This is a genomic window from Candidatus Buchananbacteria bacterium, from assembly GCA_013359225.1.
Taxonomy (GTDB): Bacteria; Patescibacteriota; Patescibacteriia; order Buchananbacterales; family UBA6539; genus JABWCG01.
Map to the genome: position 1 here is coordinate 407,836 of JABWCG010000001.1, position 16,013 is coordinate 423,848.

Sequence of the window (16,013 nt, forward strand, 5' to 3'; positions counted from 1 at the left end):
AATTTTGTTCCTTAATAGTAGTAGAAAAGCCTTTTTTTGTCCAGCCAGTTAACGATTCGGCAACCTGGCTCCCAAATATTTAACAAAATATTTAATACCTGAAATAATGTGAATCCGCCCCCCTCTGCTGAATACACCCAACACCCCACTGCGCTCGGCGGAAAGGCGCTGGTGGTAATGTACCATTTCCACTTCAGTAAAATAAATGACTTGATAGCCCGCTGTCCAACATCGCCGGCACAAATCCAAATCTTCAAAATACATAAAAAATCTTTCATCAAGCAGACCAATCTTATCAAGTACTGGCCGGCTAATCAGCAGACAAGCACCAAACAGCCAATCAACTTCTTGGTTTAACTGGTGTGTCAGGTCTTTCATCAAATAGCTGTCAACCGATCGTCTGGCCCACGGTAACCGACCCACTAATGTCCGGCGATACAATGGCGTCAAAAAATTAGGAAACCGCCTGGCGGAATATTGGACTGAACCATCAGGATTAATCAATTTCGGCCCGATAATACCGGTAGCCGGGTGTGACCTCATATAATCAACCATTTTTTCCAAAGCACCAGGGACTACGGCGATATCGGGATTAAGGACCATGATATACTCCCCCGCAGCCGCTTTAATGCCCAAATTATTGCCAACCGCAAAGCCCCCATTGGTCTTAGCGGCAATAGTTTTAATTGGCGGAATAACTAAATTATTTCCCAACGGTAGCGTTTGCTGCTGATTTCGGGCAGAACTTTGCGCTAGAAACATATTTTGGACCATCTCTAAAACACCGTCGCCGGAATTATTATCTACCACGATAATTTCATATGACAACTGGGGCTGCGCTGTCACAATACCTTTAACACATTGTTTAACCAGCCCCTTTTGTTTGTAATTTAAAATGACAATTGATAAATCCATACGTTTAGATGAACCATCTTCTAATTTCTCGCGGTTGAACTTTCTTGTGTGACATTGTAATCCGGCGCTTTAGAAACATTTTTGGTGCCAACCGGAAAAATTCAACAAAACTTTTCAACTGAAAATGTTCAAAAAATAGCGCATAAAAAACAATTCGCATTTCCCGTCCGACAAACCACGGCAATGCCAAAAATATATTCAACCACTGGTCATTTTTTAGGATCATCAAATGATGATTTCTAAAAGAATATTGGCGTAACATTTTTGAAACCGCCTTACGTGACTGCATCACTTTCTTGATTGCATGTTCAGTCGTAACTGACAGCCGACGATGATGATAACAAATCGCACTTGGAACATACCAAGAACTAAAACCATATAGTCGAAGCCTCCAGGCTAAATCAATATCTTCTTTATAGGCGAAAAAATCATTATCAAAATATTCATTTTTTACCATCACCTCATCTAATGCCGTCCGACGATATAACACGCAAGCACCGGTCAAGCCAAACACTTCCTCTGTCCGGTCAAATTGCCCCTGATCTTTCTGGCCTTCGCCGCGATTAATTACTTTACGGCTTTTAAACACCAGCAGTCCGGTTGAATCAATAACGTTTGATTTAACCGTTTCCCGTAAGCCTTCCTGATCATTTTCGTCATACGCTTCCGTGCTCATTTTTAAAATCTTACCGCCAAAGCTGCCCGCCTCCGGATGCGCCTCGGCGAAGTTGATTATTGTTTGCAAAAAATTGTCGGCTAAAACCACATCCGGATTCATCACTAACACATACTCCGACTTAGACAGCTGGATTCCCTGGTTATTGGCCTTAGAAAAACCAAAATTTTTAAAGTTTTGTAAAATAGAAACCGTCGGATAATTAGAGCGAACAAACTCAACCGTGCCGTCGTCAGAGCCGTTATCAATTACCATTACTGAAAAATCCCGAAAATTCTGGCGCATCAATGATTCAAGGCAATCAAAGATATACCTCATTGAATTCCAGGTGACAATTTGAATGGAAATTTTATTCATAGATTATTTTTTTTCTGTTACCCAAAAACCGAGCCGAAACTTTCCACCAAGCATCAGTCTGGTTTGAGCGTCAGTAGCAGGCAACGAACCAAAAAGAATTAGAGTAACCGGAACCATAATCCACTGTAATAACATAACTAATTGATGATACCGGCTATGGGTCTGCGGCCGGCGGGGCAACATAATTGTATACAGTACCGCAATGATAATCAAACCAACCATCGACGCTCTCATTAAAAGAGATAGAATATGAGGTGCATTCTGAAATAACGCCGTGGTTCGATCCTGTGTTCCGGCCAACCACAGCGGAAGATGTCCGGCAATCAAAATAATAATTGGCGCTGTTGCCCAGGAATACACACCCTCGGTCTGGTTCCATAAATAATATATCTTTTTTAAAAACGGCACGCTTCTGCCTTCGCCAGACTTAAACCAAAACTGTTTTACCATCCAGGGAAAATGCTCCACTCCCCAAGCCCAGCGCCTCATTTGTTTATACTGATTTTTCAAGCTACGCCAAAACTGACCGATATCAACCGTGTTCATATAGACTGGAATATACATCGGGACTGTTTCATAATCACCATTATACCGAACTAACCCCTGAAGAAAAATCCGAGAATCTTCAGTCACAATTGTCTTATCCCAAAAACCAACATCGACCAACGCTCGAAAACTCATTGAATGGGAAGAGAAAGTAAACAACCGTTCTGATCGTGACAAATCAGTGAATAGCCAAAACGTTGTTGAAGAAGCAACCACTCGCACCACCGGGTTTGATTCCCAAATATTATTATTGTAGATTGCCACTGGCTGATAGCTTGCCCGAGTCGGTTTCGGATGAGTTAAATATTTGTATGTCAGGCAAGCAAAATACTGCGTATGAACACAGGTATCAATGTCAAAATTTGAAACGATGACTTTGTCATAGTCAACTCCCAATTGATCAATATACTGTTGGGCTTGCCGACCGGCATAATGGGTATTTGATCCTTTGCCCGGCAATTCATCAGGGAGATTTTTTGGATGAACAGTTATTAAGAGATTAAAAAATTTATCAGCATACTGTTTTTTGATTTCCTCAGCAATCAATAAAAAATTTTCCTGATCGCGCTCTTCACCAGCTAACACCACAATAAACTTTTTTAAATCATAGTTAGATTGAATCAAGGCCTTAAAAGGCTTTTCAACAATCTGATATGGTTCTTTATAGGTTGGTAAAAAAATTAGATGGTAATAATCCAAGTAATTTTTGTCTAGTTGTTTTACTTTATCAAACCAATCAACCTTGCTGTCATGTCTAAATCTTTTCCAGGAAGCCAGTAAATGAATTAACATATACGAAATCCGCAGCAGCCAATAGACGTCAAAAGCGATAATGAAATAAATCGCCCAAAGTGGCTTAAATAAAGAAAGGCTGATTGTAAAAATGAAAGTCAGCCAGACTAAAAAACCTGGAATAATCTCCAGAATTCTGTATTTAGCTTTATCTGTCATACTCTAATTTAACCAAAAAAGACTTGATTTGGCAAATTAAAAAACCGGCAACACTTAACCGGTTTAATGGCTATATCAATGGACTGCCTGTCATATCTTCCGGCTGATCAATTTCCAGCAGCTTAAGCAGGGTCGGTGAGATATCGGCCAGGATGCCGGCAGGCGTCAACACACTTAAATCGCCGTTAGCACTGTCTAGTCCGGATACTAACGTTTTTCCCTTCCAGCGGTCGCCAACAACAATAAACGGCACGGGATTAGTACTATGTTCTTTAGAGACCTCGCCCGTTTGCAAGTTAATCATTTCGTCGCAATTACCATGATCCGCTGTAATAATAATTGAACCTCCGCTGGCCATCACGGCATCCGCAATCTGCCCTAAGCAACGGTCACAGGTTTCAACCGCTTTTACTGCCGCCGGAATTACACCAGTATGCCCCACCATGTCGGGGTTGGCAAAATTAACGACATAAAAATCATTCTGACCTTCCTTAATACTTTTAACTAGCTTTTCAGTCAGCTCAACCACACTCATTTCCGGCTTTTGGTCATAGCTTGGAACAGCTGGTGATGGCACTAAAATTCGGCTTTCTCCTGGAAAAGGATCTTCGCGCCGGCCGTTAAAAAAGAAGGTGACATGTGCATACTTCTCAGTTTCAGCCGCATGCATCTGCTTTAAATTCTTGTCGGAAATAATTTTAGCAATCGGCGTTTGGATGTTCTCGTCCGGGAATGCAATATCAACCGGTAAATCTTTTTCATATTCCGTAAAAGCCGTGAACTGCAAATCTTTAACTGGCTTGCGTTTAAATTTATCAAAACCCGGCAATGAAAAAATTGCTGTCATTTGTCGGGCACGGTCCGCTCGAAAATTAAAAAATATCATTGCATCTTTATCATCAACCGGTGCTACTGGTTTACCGCTGGATATAATTGCCGTCGGGACAAATTCTTCATCAAAAACATTCTTGGCGTATGACGCCTCAATAGCTTTAATTGGATCATCGAAAGCGACTTCAGCGGCACCTTCCGCAATAGCACGATATGCCCGCTCCTCGCGATCCCAATGGTTGTCTCGATCCATGGCGTAAAATCGTCCGCTCAAACTGGCAATTTTACCAATGCCCACTTCTTTAATTTTATTCTGCAGTAGTTTAATAAAACCAATCGCCCCGTCTTTTGCTGTATCCCGGCCGTCCAAAAAAGCATGAATATATACATCTTTAAAATCATGCTTCTTGCACAAATCAAGCAAAGCATACAAATGATCTTGGTGGGAATGCACTCCGCCATTGGAGACTAGCCCCATTAGATGTAGCTTAGTTTTATTCTTCTTTGCATATTTAACCGAAGCCACCAGTTTTTCATTAGTCAAAAAAGTGCCGTCTTCAATTGATTTGTTAATTTTCGGCAACGTCTGATAGATAATTTGACCAGAGCCCAAGTTAAGGTGACAGACTTCAGAATTTCCCATTTCACCCCACGACAAACCAACGGCTTCGCCCGATGCCTGCAGAGTCAAAGTTGGATAGTCACTAATAAAACTGTTTAATACCGGTTTTTTTGCTAAAGCTACAGCATTGCCATTACCGGGAGCGGCAATGCCAAAACCGTCTAAAATTAAAAGCATTACTGGTTTTGGTCTGGTTTGGGCCATATTAAATTAAACTTTTACCCGTCATTTCTTTCGGTTTTTTAGCATTCAATAACTTTAAAATAGTTGGGGCGATGTCTCCCAACTTTCCTTTTTTCAATTTTCTTTTCTTGTCAGACTTCTCAATTAATATAAAGGGAACCGGATTGGTCGTGTGCTCAGTATACATCTCTCGCGTCTCTAAGTCCAGCATTTTCTCAGCATTACCGTGGTCCGCCGTAATAATAAATATCCCGTTTCGTTTAAGCACTGCCGCAGCGATTTTACCGATTGATTCATCAATTGCCTCAACTGCCTTAATGCAAGCCTGAATGTTTCCGGTATGAGCAATCATATCGGCGGCGGCAAAATTAATGACAATAAAATCATAACTATCAAGCGATTTTAAAACCCTGCTGGTGATTTTACGAGTTGACATTTCCGGAACCTGATCATAAGAATCAACCGGCGGCGAGTCAAGCACTACTCGATCTTCCCCATTAACCGGGTCGGCATAACCGCCATTAAAGAAGTATGTTACGTGAGCATACTTTTCCTTCTCGGCAATATAAAGCTGCTTCCTGTCTTTTAATACCATCGGTAACGTTCCAGTAATATCTTCAGAAGGAAAAGCAGTTAAAATGGCTCCCAGGTCAGGACCAAAATCAGTCATAGCGGTAAACAAAATATCTTTCAAAACTTTTTTTCTTTTGAACGAACCAGGATTTAATTCATTAAACCCGTCTTGAACAAACGATTTTGCCAGTTGCCTTGCCCGATCAGACCGTAAATTAAAAAAGATTATTGCATCCTTATCTTTGATTTTAGCAATTGGTTTATCCTGGCGACAAATCACATAGGGCCTAATAAATTCATCTGTTTCACCGCGGTTATACGACTGAGTTATTGCCGCCTGCGGACTTTTTATTTTTATTCCTTTCGCCATCACCATCGCGTCATACGCGGCTTCAGTTCTTGACCATTCTTTCTTTCGATCCATAGCATAAAATCGCCCCATAATCGTTGCAATCCACTCACCCGTCCTGACACCATTTTTAGTTTCTTTATTCTTTAGTGACCGCATCAGTGCCTCAACCATTTTTAACGCACCGTGCGGCACCGAATCTCGACCATCGGTAAAGATATGCAAATATACATTTTTAATCTTTTTTTTCCTGGTCCAACTTAACAGCGCCAACAAATGATCCGGGTCGCTATGAGCGCTGCCGCCGTCAGACAACATTCCCATCAAATGCAGGTCAGAATTATTTTTTTGCGTATGAACATACGCCGCCTCAAAGGCTGGATTCTTAAAGAATTTACCAGTACTAATTGCCTTAGAAATATAAACCGAATCCTGATCAACAACCCGGCCAGCGCCGATATTCATGTGTCCAGCTTCTGAATTTCCAGGTTGGTCGGCCGGTAAACCGACCTCCCTGCCGTGAGCAACCAACTCGGTATGAGAATATTTTTTCAGCAACGCGTCATAATTTGGTTTCTTTGCTAATTCAATCGCGTTTGCGTCCGACTTGGGCGCGATACCAAAGCCGTCTAAAACCAACAGCACTAACGGTTTTTTTGTTTTGGAAAGATTCTTATTCATTGCTAGCTTTTGATTTCCTGTTCAATTTCCAAGAGTCGGTTATACTTTGCTACCCGTTCACTTCGTGACAGCGAGCCTGTCTTAATAAATTCTGAACTAACCGCCACCGCCAAGTCAGCAATCGTGGTGTCAGAAGTTTCGCCCGATCGGTGTGAAATTGAAGTTTGGTATTTATGCTTATGCGCTAACTCAATCGCATCAACCGTTTCGGACAAGCTGCCAATTTGATTTAATTTAACCAAAATTGCATTACCAACCCCAAGCTGAATTCCCCTCTTAAGTCGGTCGACATTAGTCACAAACAAATCGTCTCCCACCAAACTAATCTTTTTACCCAAAACGTTAGTGAGCGTAATCCAGTTATCCCAATCGTCTTCACTAAGCCCGTCTTCAATTGACATAATTGGATATTTATTTACCCATGACTGCTCCAGTTCAATTAATTTGGCTGCACTTAAGATTTTTTTATCAGCTCGTAAATTATAATTGCCGGTTTGGTTATCAAAAAACTCTGAAGCGGCAGCATCAATCGCCAGCTTAACATTTTTACCAGGCACATACCCCGCCTGAGTAATAGCCTTCATAATAACACCAAACGCTTCTTCATTGCCTTTCAGGCGCGGCGCATAGCCGCCTTCGTCCCCCTTCAAAGTATCAAACCCTTGAGCTTTGATAATCTTACCCAAGGCGTGAAAAACTTCCGCACCGCACCGCAAGCGTTCGCTCATCGTCTTTTGCAAAGGTACGATCATAAATTCCTGAATATCAAGCGCCCAGTCAGCGTGCGCGCCACCGTTAAGGATATTCATGGTCGGTATTGGTAGCTGCCAGGTTTTATAGGGTAACCGAAAAGCTTTTCGGATGTACCGATATAGCGGCAACCGCTGCGAGAGCGCCGCGGCCCGGGCCACTGCCAGCGAAACACCCAAAATAGCATTAGCGCCAAGGTTTGATTTGTTCGCCGTTCCGTCAAGCTTAATCATTAATTGATCAAGTTCGCGCTGCGTTGTCGGATCTTTACCGATTAATTTTGGGGCAATTTTTTTATTTACATTATTCACCGCCTTCATAACACCCTTACCACCATATCGCCTCATATCACCGTCGCGTAACTCTAAGGCTTCATGAACGCCGGTTGATGCTCCTGAAGGAACTGATGCTGTACCAACACTGCCGTCACTCAAACGCACCGTGACCTGCACCGTTGGGTTACCGCGTGAATCGAGAATCTCTAGCGCCTGAACAGATTTAATTATCAGCTTACTCATAGTGTTACAAGACTTCGTATGTTACTGTCACGTTAACAATAATTTCCTGGCTACCAGCTTCAATCGCTGGAGCCGCCGCTTCTTTGGCCAATCCGGCCGCCTCATCAAGCATCGCATAACTCCTGGCGTAAACCGGGTACCCATTAGCCGACTCATTAAAAGAAACCAGCTTACCAAGTTTAACCCCCGCAACTTTAGCCAAACTCTCAGCCTTTTCTTTAGCATTGGCCAAGGCTTTCTCCCGAGCTTCCTGTCTTAGAACTTCCGGTTCATCAATATCAAAATTAACGCCGCTGACCTGGTTGGCGCCAACGCGGCCGGCCATATCCAACATATCACCAATTTTTTCCAAATCTCTGATTTTTACTACTACCGACTGGCTCACCTGATACCCACGCAAAATGCTGCGGCCGTCAGTATAGTCATATCGCGGATAAATATTGTAACCAACCGTTTTAATGTCTTTATCCTCAACTCCCAATGCCTTTACCTCTTTGATCAAGTTATTCATTTTTTCAGAATTCTCTTTTTGAGCGATTTCAACCTTAGCATTGTCAGTCTGAATTCCTAAAGACACTTGAGCAATATCAGGAATCGCTGTTACTTTTCCTTCACCGTCAATAGTAATTGTATAAGTCTTTTCATCACTGCGGCCGATGTAATCATATTTCTTTAATTCATTCCTGGTTAAAGCCCCTAGGAAAATTACCAACAGTACCACGATAATTGTGGCTAGTACCAAGCCCCAAACCGGCGGTTTGATTTTTAAAACCTTTTTTTCGATATTTGTATCCATACGTTTTTTATTTAATTATTATTTTTTAATAATTGATTTTAATGCTGGCAACTCCTTGCCGGATAAAAAGACTAAACTGGCGCCGCCGCCGGTTGAGACATGGGTAAATTTTCCTTCCAGATGATACTTCTGCAAAACCATTTCAGTATCGCCGCCGCCAACCACTGTAATCGCCTGACGATTACGACTGATTGCTTCGGCAATTTTCTTAGTGCCAAACGCAAATTTGTCAATTTCAAAGACACCCATCGGACCATTGAAAAAAATAGTTTTAGCTTTTTTAATTTCTGCTAGATATCGGGCAATAGTGGCCGGACCAATATCCAAAAATTTCCAACGCTTATTGATAGTTTGTTTTTGTGATACGTCAACAATCTCAATCAACGCCTGCTGATCCATTTTATTTCCGGCGATTAAATCTGTCGGTAAAATAATTTTATCTTTGTTCTTACGGTAAATCGTCCGGGCCAAAGATACAAAATTAACTTTTTTTCGTTTGGCTTTGTCGACAAACACATCTTCCACAAAAGAATCTCCGATTGGCGTACCATCAGCTTTCAAAAAAATATTAGCCAAACCGCCGCCGATTAAAATTTTGTCGGCGATTTTTACTAACTCCTGCAAAACGTCTACCTTATCAGAAATTTTGGCGCCACCCAAAACAATTACCAACGGCTTTTTAGGTTTTTTATTAATTTTACTTAGTTGCGTAATTTCTTTTTCCAATAACAGCCCAGCATAGGTGGGTAATAGTTTCGTGATCCCTACCGTTGAAGAGTGGACTCGGTGCGACTGTGCAAAGGCGTCAAATACAACTAAATCAAAGCCGTGAGCCAAAAGTGCGGAAAATAATTTATTATTTTTTTCTTCTTCCGCATAAAACCGGACATTTTCCAGCATAATAAGTTCGCCATTTTTCATCCGGCTTACGGCCTCATATACTTTTGGTCCGACGCAGTCATCAAGTTTTTTAACCGGTTTCTTTATCAATGTTGCCAAACGTTTTGCCACCGGATCCATTTTATACTTATCAACCACTTTGCCTTCTGGTCTTTTAAGCCAAGATAAAAGAACAATTTTGCAATTGTTCTTCAGTAAATATTTTATCGTTGGTAAAGTTTCGGTGATCCGTCGGTCATCGGCTACAACATAATTCGCACCTTTTTTTGTCAGCGGCAAATCATAGGCCACTCGCAGTAAAACCTTTTTTCCGCTAAGGTCTTTGACGCTGGTAATTGATTTTAGCTTCATTAATTAAAAAATTTTAGATAAAGATAACTAGCTCTTCATCTAAAATTATACCACAGTAATCAATTTTTAACTAGGGCGCAACCTGCCCGACTTACTTACTGACGGTAAACTTCTCGTACATTACCTGCTGTTCCTGATCACCCTTTAAATAAACCACCTTAATTTCATAATCACCGGGTTTAATACCGGTAATTTCAGCGGCAAATTTTTGGCTGCAGCGCTGGTCGGTTTCATTGCCCTGCAAAGTCAGGATAAAGGTATTCATCTCCCGCTTTAGTACCCCCTTTACGTTTGCCACGTCACAGCTAAAGTCAGCAAATGGAATTTCCAATTTAAGTCCAGTACCAGTCGGCTCAACTTTAGTTACCGTTGAAAGCTCATTAATAAAACTGTACTGAACAGCGTATTCTTCTTTCAGATGGCAAGCGCTGAAAAACAGTGTTCCAAATAGCAGGGTAATAAAAAAGTAAATTCTTGGTTTCATATATAAAAGTATAGCATAAAAATAAAAAGCGGGAAAAACCTGACGGATTTTCCCGCATCTAACCCTTAATGAACTAAAGCTTCATCAGCCGGGCCACTGTGTCCGGCTGGCAATCGTCGGCCAAAACCGGCTGAGTACCCTTTGGTTCCAGGAAGGGCTGACTGAATTTGAGTCCGTCGGCAGTGCAAATGACCACAACGGTTTCGCCTTCATGCACCAACCCTCGACTGACCGCTTTTTTCAGACCGGCCAACGCGACGCCGCTTTGCGGACAAACGAAATGGCCGTCTTTAGCGCAGGCCAGCACTGCCGGGTAAGCTTCCTGGTCAGAAGCGTCCAGAATCGCGCCGTTAGAGGCGATGATTTCCCGCATCACCTTGCGCTTAGACACCGGGTCGCCGATTCTCATCGCCGTTGCCATTGTTTCGCCAACCTTAACCGGTTGGTAAATTTCAAGCCACTGCCGGACCAGTGCCGCCTGTTCATCGGCCGATAAATCCGGCCTGATGGCAATGTTCGGCCATGATATTGCCAGAGGGTTTGCAGCATTTGACTGGCAGCCAATAATCCGGGTCTGATGTTCAAACCCAAGGCTGGTCAGCAACCGTAAGGCCTTACCCACCGAACTGGCATTACTGCCATTACCAATCGGCACGAAAACGACATCAAGAGATTTCCAGCCGAACTGGCGAATCGCTTGAAAGACCGTTGTCTGATGTCCTTGAATCCGCGCCGGATTCAGACTGTTGCCAGGGTAAACCCCGCGCTTGACTAACTCACGAAATACTCGCATACAATCATCAAACGTTCCGGGCAGCAGGATCACTTGCGCGCCAAACAGCCTGACTTGCATCAGTTGCTCGGGCGTAATCTTGCCAGCCGGCAAGATGACTGTGCACTTAATTCCGGCGTGGGCGCAAAATGCCGCCAGCGAAGCTGAGGTGTCACCCGTTGAAACACAGGCAATAAATTCGACACCGCCGGCTTTGGCGATGGAAACCAAGACGGTCATGCCATCGTCCTTGAAACTGCCGGTCGGATTTTTACCGCGAAGCGAAAGCCACAGCTTCAACGGCATGCCGATATATTCCTTAAGATGCCGTCCGGCCTCAACCAGCGGCACCAAGCCTTCACCAATCGAAACGATGTTGTCCGCCGATAAATCAGGCGCTACCCAGGGTTTGAAATCCCACACCCCGGAGTTAAAGTCTGACTTCCTGGCGAATAACGCCTTCCAATCGGCCGGGCGGTGATGTAGTGGTACCGGCACGATCATATCGTACAGATTGCCACAATCCGGGCATGAAAAGGCCCGTTCAGTGAGCACGTCGGCTTTTCGGCCGCAGCCGATACATGACAGAAAAGACGTTTCTAATTCGTTCATATGTCCTCCCGGTCCGGTTAGGTTGGTTGTGAAAGGGACAAAAATAAGGTTTGAGACATTATTCAAGCCTCAAAACACCTTAGACAAAAAATGCCGTTGCGTCAAGAAAAAACGAGCCTTGCAACCACAAGACTCGTCAAAAACCCTTAACGAACAAACAGACTGATTGGCACAACCACGATAGCGGTTGCGCCAGCCGCCTTCAATTCGGGGATCAGGCGCTCTACTGCCGACTCCTCAACAACCGCCTCCAAGGCAAAGCCTCCCGACTTCGAAAGATCCGACCTCGTCGGCTCGTCCGCCGACGGCAGAATTCGGCAGACATCACTGCAGTTTCTAGCCGCCACATTGCACTTGACAAGGACTTTGGTTCGCGCAGCAATCACGGCATTTAACAGCAGCCGAAATTCGGCGATGATGTTTGCCTGAACCTTATTTTCCAGCGCCGCCGGATAAGTAATCAGACACGTCTGCGATTCCAGCGCCTGTTCAACAATGCGCCAGCCGCCGACTTTCAGCGAAAGCCCCGTTTCGGTGTTCTCAAAAATCGCGTCGGCCAAGCCATGAAACGCCTCAAGCGAACCATGAACATGAATGATATCGGGACTGACTCTCTTGCCATCAAGCCAGCGCCTGGCAAATGATGGATATTCGGTCGCCACCTCATGCTCTGGCATCAAATCAGTCACCGACTGGATCGGCGAATTTTCCGGCACCGCCAACACCAACTTAGTTGACCCGTACCCGCCACGCGACAACGGATACCTGTCTAAGACCACTACCTGGTCTTCAACGCCGGCCTCCGCAATCAAATCCTGAGCGGTAAACGCCAGTTCCGCCAAACCGCGGGCCACTACTTTAGGCGAATCCCACGGCCGCATTCGGCGAACAACATCAAACGGTGGCGCAAACAAACGCTTGTTGGCGATAATACCACGATACGATCGATCACCCCCCGGATAACTAACCGCACAATGGGCATCGGCAAGTAACCGGTGAATCACTTCCTTTAGTGATCCGTCCGGAACTACCAAGCGACATCCCTCACGACCCTCGTTCAAATACGTATCCTCCTTCCTGCACTACACCATCAAGCTTAGTGAAAAAACAGCTTGGTTTACCAAAATGGCAGGCATACCCGTCGCCTGACACTTCAACCAAAAGTAGCACACAGTCTTTGTCGCAGTCAAGATAAGCGTCCCGGATTTTCATTGTGTTACCGGATTCACCACCCTTATACCAAAGCAAATGGCGCGAAGTTGACCACAGCCAAACCTCGCCAGTCGCTTTAGTGTTTGACCAGGCTTCCTGATCAATAAAGCCGTGCATCAGTACCTCCTTTGTCCGGTAGTCCTGGACAATCGCCAGTACCAAACCGCCGCGCTGATTCAGCGACAAATCCAGTCGTGCTGAAAAATCAGGAGCAAGCTCTTCTTTTTCCATGTTCGTTCCCTCGCTTCTTGTGTTAAAAGATCAAAAAAACTTTTCTTACCCATAAGAAAAGCCCCGCCGAAGGCGGGGTAAGCTGACATTATCAAAAAATATCAAATTACCTCGACTCCGGCGAGTTTATTTGATGATGATTAAATTTTTGATTTATTACTGCAACCATTTATTTATCAATCCTTTTTAGGGCAAGATTATAGCCTCCCTCGCCGCGGTACAGCCAATGGGCCACGCGCGCTACTGTCGTAGTGCTTAAACCGGTTTGTCGCGCTACTTCGCGGTATGACTTGTTTTGATTAAGTAACCGTACTGCCTGCCACCGTTTTGAAAATTCAGTGATTTCTTCAATCGTCAATAAATCGCGAAAAAACCGTCGGCAATCTTGAGTGGTTTTCAGACTTAAAATAGCACGATATAGCGCGTCAATCTGACTATGGTGCCCCTGGTGAGTTCCTTTCATATTAGTGGTGATTAGTTCTGTATTACTGTATTAATATATTAATACAGTAGCATAAGACAAAAAAACTGTCAAGCGGGCGCCTTATTTAATAATCATAAAACCCGAAACATGTTTCGGGTTTTATGATATTTTTTAATTACAGTCGCAAGTACAGCCCGGTTCGTGATCACAGCAATTTTTGCAAACGTCGCTCTGACAGCTGCAACGGATATCATTGGTGATTTCCTCACCGCAATGTTGACACTCCATACTTTACTTTTTTATTTTTTATTTAATTATTTTATTAGTTTACCAATTTGTCCGGCGATGTCAATAAGTCTGGTGCTATATCCCCATTCATTATCATACCACGCTAAAATTTTTACCATATTACCGCCAACCACCCTCGTAAATTCCAAGTCCACAATTGAAGAATACGGACTTTTTACAAAGTCTGAAGAAACTAAAGGTTTGTCGGAAACCGCCAAAACATTTTTGAAGGCCGGATTTTTGACAGCTTGTTTAAACTCGTCATTAATTTCCTCAACAGTAACTGTCTTTTTCTTTAATACTGCCGTAATATCAGACACTGATCCGGTAATCACCGGCACCCGCAACGCAATACCGTCAAACAAATTATTTAAGCTCTTGACTACCTTCGTGGTCGCAATCGCCGCGCCGGTTGAAGTAGGGATAATGTTTTGTGCCGCTGCGCGCGCTCGACGCAAATCTTTACTGGGGCCATCAACTAAATTCTGGGTTGAAGTATATGCATGCACAGTAGTCATCATGGCCTTTTCAATACCAAACTTTGATTCTAAAACCTGCATCACTGGCGAAATACAGTTGGTAGTGCAAGATGCCATGGAAACAATTTTTTCGTGCTTGCCGGTTTTAACCCGCTCATTTGAATCTTTGGTTCCCAAAACCATTGTTTGGGTTTCATCTTTAGCTGGCGCAGAAATTACCACTCGCTTGGCTCCGGCACGCAAATGAGCCGATGCAGCTTCAGTGGTTTTAAATATACCGGTACACTCTAAAACGACATCAACCCGATGGGCTGCCCATGGTAACTGTGAAGGGTCTTTCTGATTAAACACCGGGTACAATCTACCATCAACCTTAATACCTTCTTTAGTGCCCTGAATTACTCCCGGCTGCTCGCCGTAGACAGTATCATATTTCAATAAATGAGCTAAAGTCTTATTGTCCATTAGATCATTGATGGCGACAACCTCAATGTCCTTTCGCGTCAATGCGATTTTAAATGCAGCCCGGCCAATTCGGCCAAAACCATTAATAGCTATTCGTGTTGGCATATGGAAAAAAATTAGTAGTAATTAGTTACAGTATATCACAAACAAAAAAACCGCCCAAGGCGGGCGGCCTTTTAAATTCGCTTAGGGTTGCAAAATCGTTTCTGTTTCACCATCAATAGATATCACCACCTGTTTAACCGTATCAAACTGCTTTAGAGTCTCAGTAATCTGCGATCTAATCGCCGTCACCCGGCACGATCCGCCGACACCTGCCTGCAATGCCTGATCAAAATCAACATTCAGGACGCCGTCTTTTAGTTCAATCTTTTGGACTTTAACGTCTTCGGGCAGGCTGTCTACAAATCCATTTTTCATTTCTTCTTCGGTTGTACCGGCTAAAAGCTGGTCAAGGGCTCCGGCAATCGGATTAACGTCAAATTGAATTTCCCGAACAGTCGGATATACCTTTGAACAATCTTTTACTTCCGGGTCCTCTTTAATATTAGTAAAAAAAACTTTCACTGTCGGATTTTTATAATCGGCAAATACAATCGGCAGCTTAATCACATTTTGTACCGATCCGTCATCCTTATTAACACTAAAAACTTCCAGCCAACCCCGAGGAGATGTCGGGGTGCCAAATGCCAATTCAGCGGAGAAAGAACCAAACGACACCTCACTGTTATTAACCGTAATAGTGGTGGTGGCCATTGGATTATTAAGCGCATTTAATAGCCTTACTTGAATCTCCCCCAGACTGGCTACTGCCCGGCCTTGAATCATCAACGGGCTAGTAACCTGATCAAAGCTTAACGGCTTGTTAACTATAATATTACTGTCTAAAACCGCAACTTCACCCGGCTGCACGCTTGAATTGGTGACCGCTGCATTATTTTGATTTATGTCTGTTTTCGATTGGCGAAAACAACCGGAAACAAAAAACGAACTAAACAAAATCAGGCCTAAGAAAAAAATCCTTTTATGATGAAGCATATATCAATA

Annotated in this window: 15 protein-coding genes; all 15 read right to left on the reverse strand. The window is 43.5% G+C overall.

What is annotated here, in order from left to right:
- Positions 1–48: 48 nt before the first annotated feature.
- The 15 genes from HUU49_02215 to HUU49_02285 all read right to left on the reverse strand — a co-directional run bounded on the left by HUU49_02215 (position 49) and on the right by HUU49_02285 (position 16,004).
- Positions 49–915 (reverse strand): glycosyltransferase family 2 protein, encoded by an 867-nt coding sequence (locus HUU49_02215; GenBank protein ID NUM25420.1) that lies wholly within the window; start codon positions 913–915, stop codon positions 49–51.
- Positions 916–919: 4 nt separating this feature from the next.
- On the reverse strand, positions 920–1,948 hold the full coding sequence (locus HUU49_02220) for a glycosyltransferase family 2 protein (protein NUM25421.1): 1,029 nt from the start codon (positions 1,946–1,948) through the stop codon (positions 920–922).
- A gap of 3 nt (positions 1,949–1,951) precedes the next feature.
- A complete protein-coding gene (locus tag HUU49_02225; GenBank protein ID NUM25422.1) occupies positions 1,952–3,445 on the reverse strand; it encodes a glycosyltransferase family 2 protein in 1,494 nt (497 codons plus the stop codon).
- A gap of 70 nt (positions 3,446–3,515) precedes the next feature.
- Positions 3,516–5,102 carry a 2,3-bisphosphoglycerate-independent phosphoglycerate mutase gene (locus tag HUU49_02230; GenBank protein NUM25423.1) on the reverse strand — a complete coding sequence of 529 codons (1,587 nt, stop codon included), beginning with the start codon at positions 5,100–5,102 and terminating at the stop codon, positions 3,516–3,518.
- Between the two features lies 1 nt (position 5,103).
- Positions 5,104–6,684 (reverse strand): 2,3-bisphosphoglycerate-independent phosphoglycerate mutase, encoded by a 1,581-nt coding sequence (locus HUU49_02235; protein ID NUM25424.1) that lies wholly within the window; start codon positions 6,682–6,684, stop codon positions 5,104–5,106.
- 2 nt (positions 6,685–6,686) lie between these two features.
- Positions 6,687–7,952: a phosphopyruvate hydratase gene (eno, locus tag HUU49_02240; protein ID NUM25425.1), complete on the reverse strand. Its 1,266-nt coding sequence runs from the start codon at positions 7,950–7,952 to the stop codon at positions 6,687–6,689.
- Between the two features lie 4 nt (positions 7,953–7,956).
- Positions 7,957–8,748 carry an SIMPL domain-containing protein gene (locus HUU49_02245; GenBank protein ID NUM25426.1) on the reverse strand — a complete coding sequence of 264 codons (792 nt, stop codon included), beginning with the start codon at positions 8,746–8,748 and terminating at the stop codon, positions 7,957–7,959.
- An 18-nt stretch (positions 8,749–8,766) separates the two neighbouring features.
- Positions 8,767–9,999, reverse strand: coding sequence for a phosphoglycerate kinase (locus tag HUU49_02250; protein NUM25427.1), 1,233 nt, complete (start codon positions 9,997–9,999; stop codon positions 8,767–8,769).
- 91 nt (positions 10,000–10,090) lie between these two features.
- Complete coding sequence (locus HUU49_02255) at positions 10,091–10,483, reverse strand: hypothetical protein (GenBank protein ID NUM25428.1); 393 nt, start codon at positions 10,481–10,483, stop codon at positions 10,091–10,093.
- A 73-nt stretch (positions 10,484–10,556) separates the two neighbouring features.
- A complete protein-coding gene (gene thrC / locus HUU49_02260) occupies positions 10,557–11,867 on the reverse strand; it encodes a threonine synthase (protein ID NUM25429.1) in 1,311 nt (436 codons plus the stop codon).
- Between the two features lie 146 nt (positions 11,868–12,013).
- Positions 12,014–12,928, reverse strand: a complete 915-nt coding sequence (gene hisG / locus HUU49_02265; protein ID NUM25430.1) for an ATP phosphoribosyltransferase — start codon at positions 12,926–12,928, stop codon at positions 12,014–12,016.
- Positions 12,912–13,310, reverse strand: a complete 399-nt coding sequence (locus tag HUU49_02270; GenBank protein NUM25431.1) for a phosphoribosyl-AMP cyclohydrolase — start codon at positions 13,308–13,310, stop codon at positions 12,912–12,914. The genes hisG and HUU49_02270 overlap by 17 nt, the downstream gene beginning before the upstream one ends.
- Before the next feature lie 169 nt (positions 13,311–13,479).
- Complete coding sequence (locus HUU49_02275) at positions 13,480–13,773, reverse strand: helix-turn-helix domain-containing protein (protein ID NUM25432.1); 294 nt, start codon at positions 13,771–13,773, stop codon at positions 13,480–13,482.
- Between the two features lie 275 nt (positions 13,774–14,048).
- Positions 14,049–15,071: a type I glyceraldehyde-3-phosphate dehydrogenase gene (gene gap / locus HUU49_02280; protein ID NUM25433.1), complete on the reverse strand. Its 1,023-nt coding sequence runs from the start codon at positions 15,069–15,071 to the stop codon at positions 14,049–14,051.
- Between the two features lie 81 nt (positions 15,072–15,152).
- On the reverse strand, positions 15,153–16,004 hold the full coding sequence (locus HUU49_02285; GenBank protein NUM25434.1) for a GerMN domain-containing protein: 852 nt from the start codon (positions 16,002–16,004) through the stop codon (positions 15,153–15,155).
- Positions 16,005–16,013: the final 9 nt, after the last annotated feature.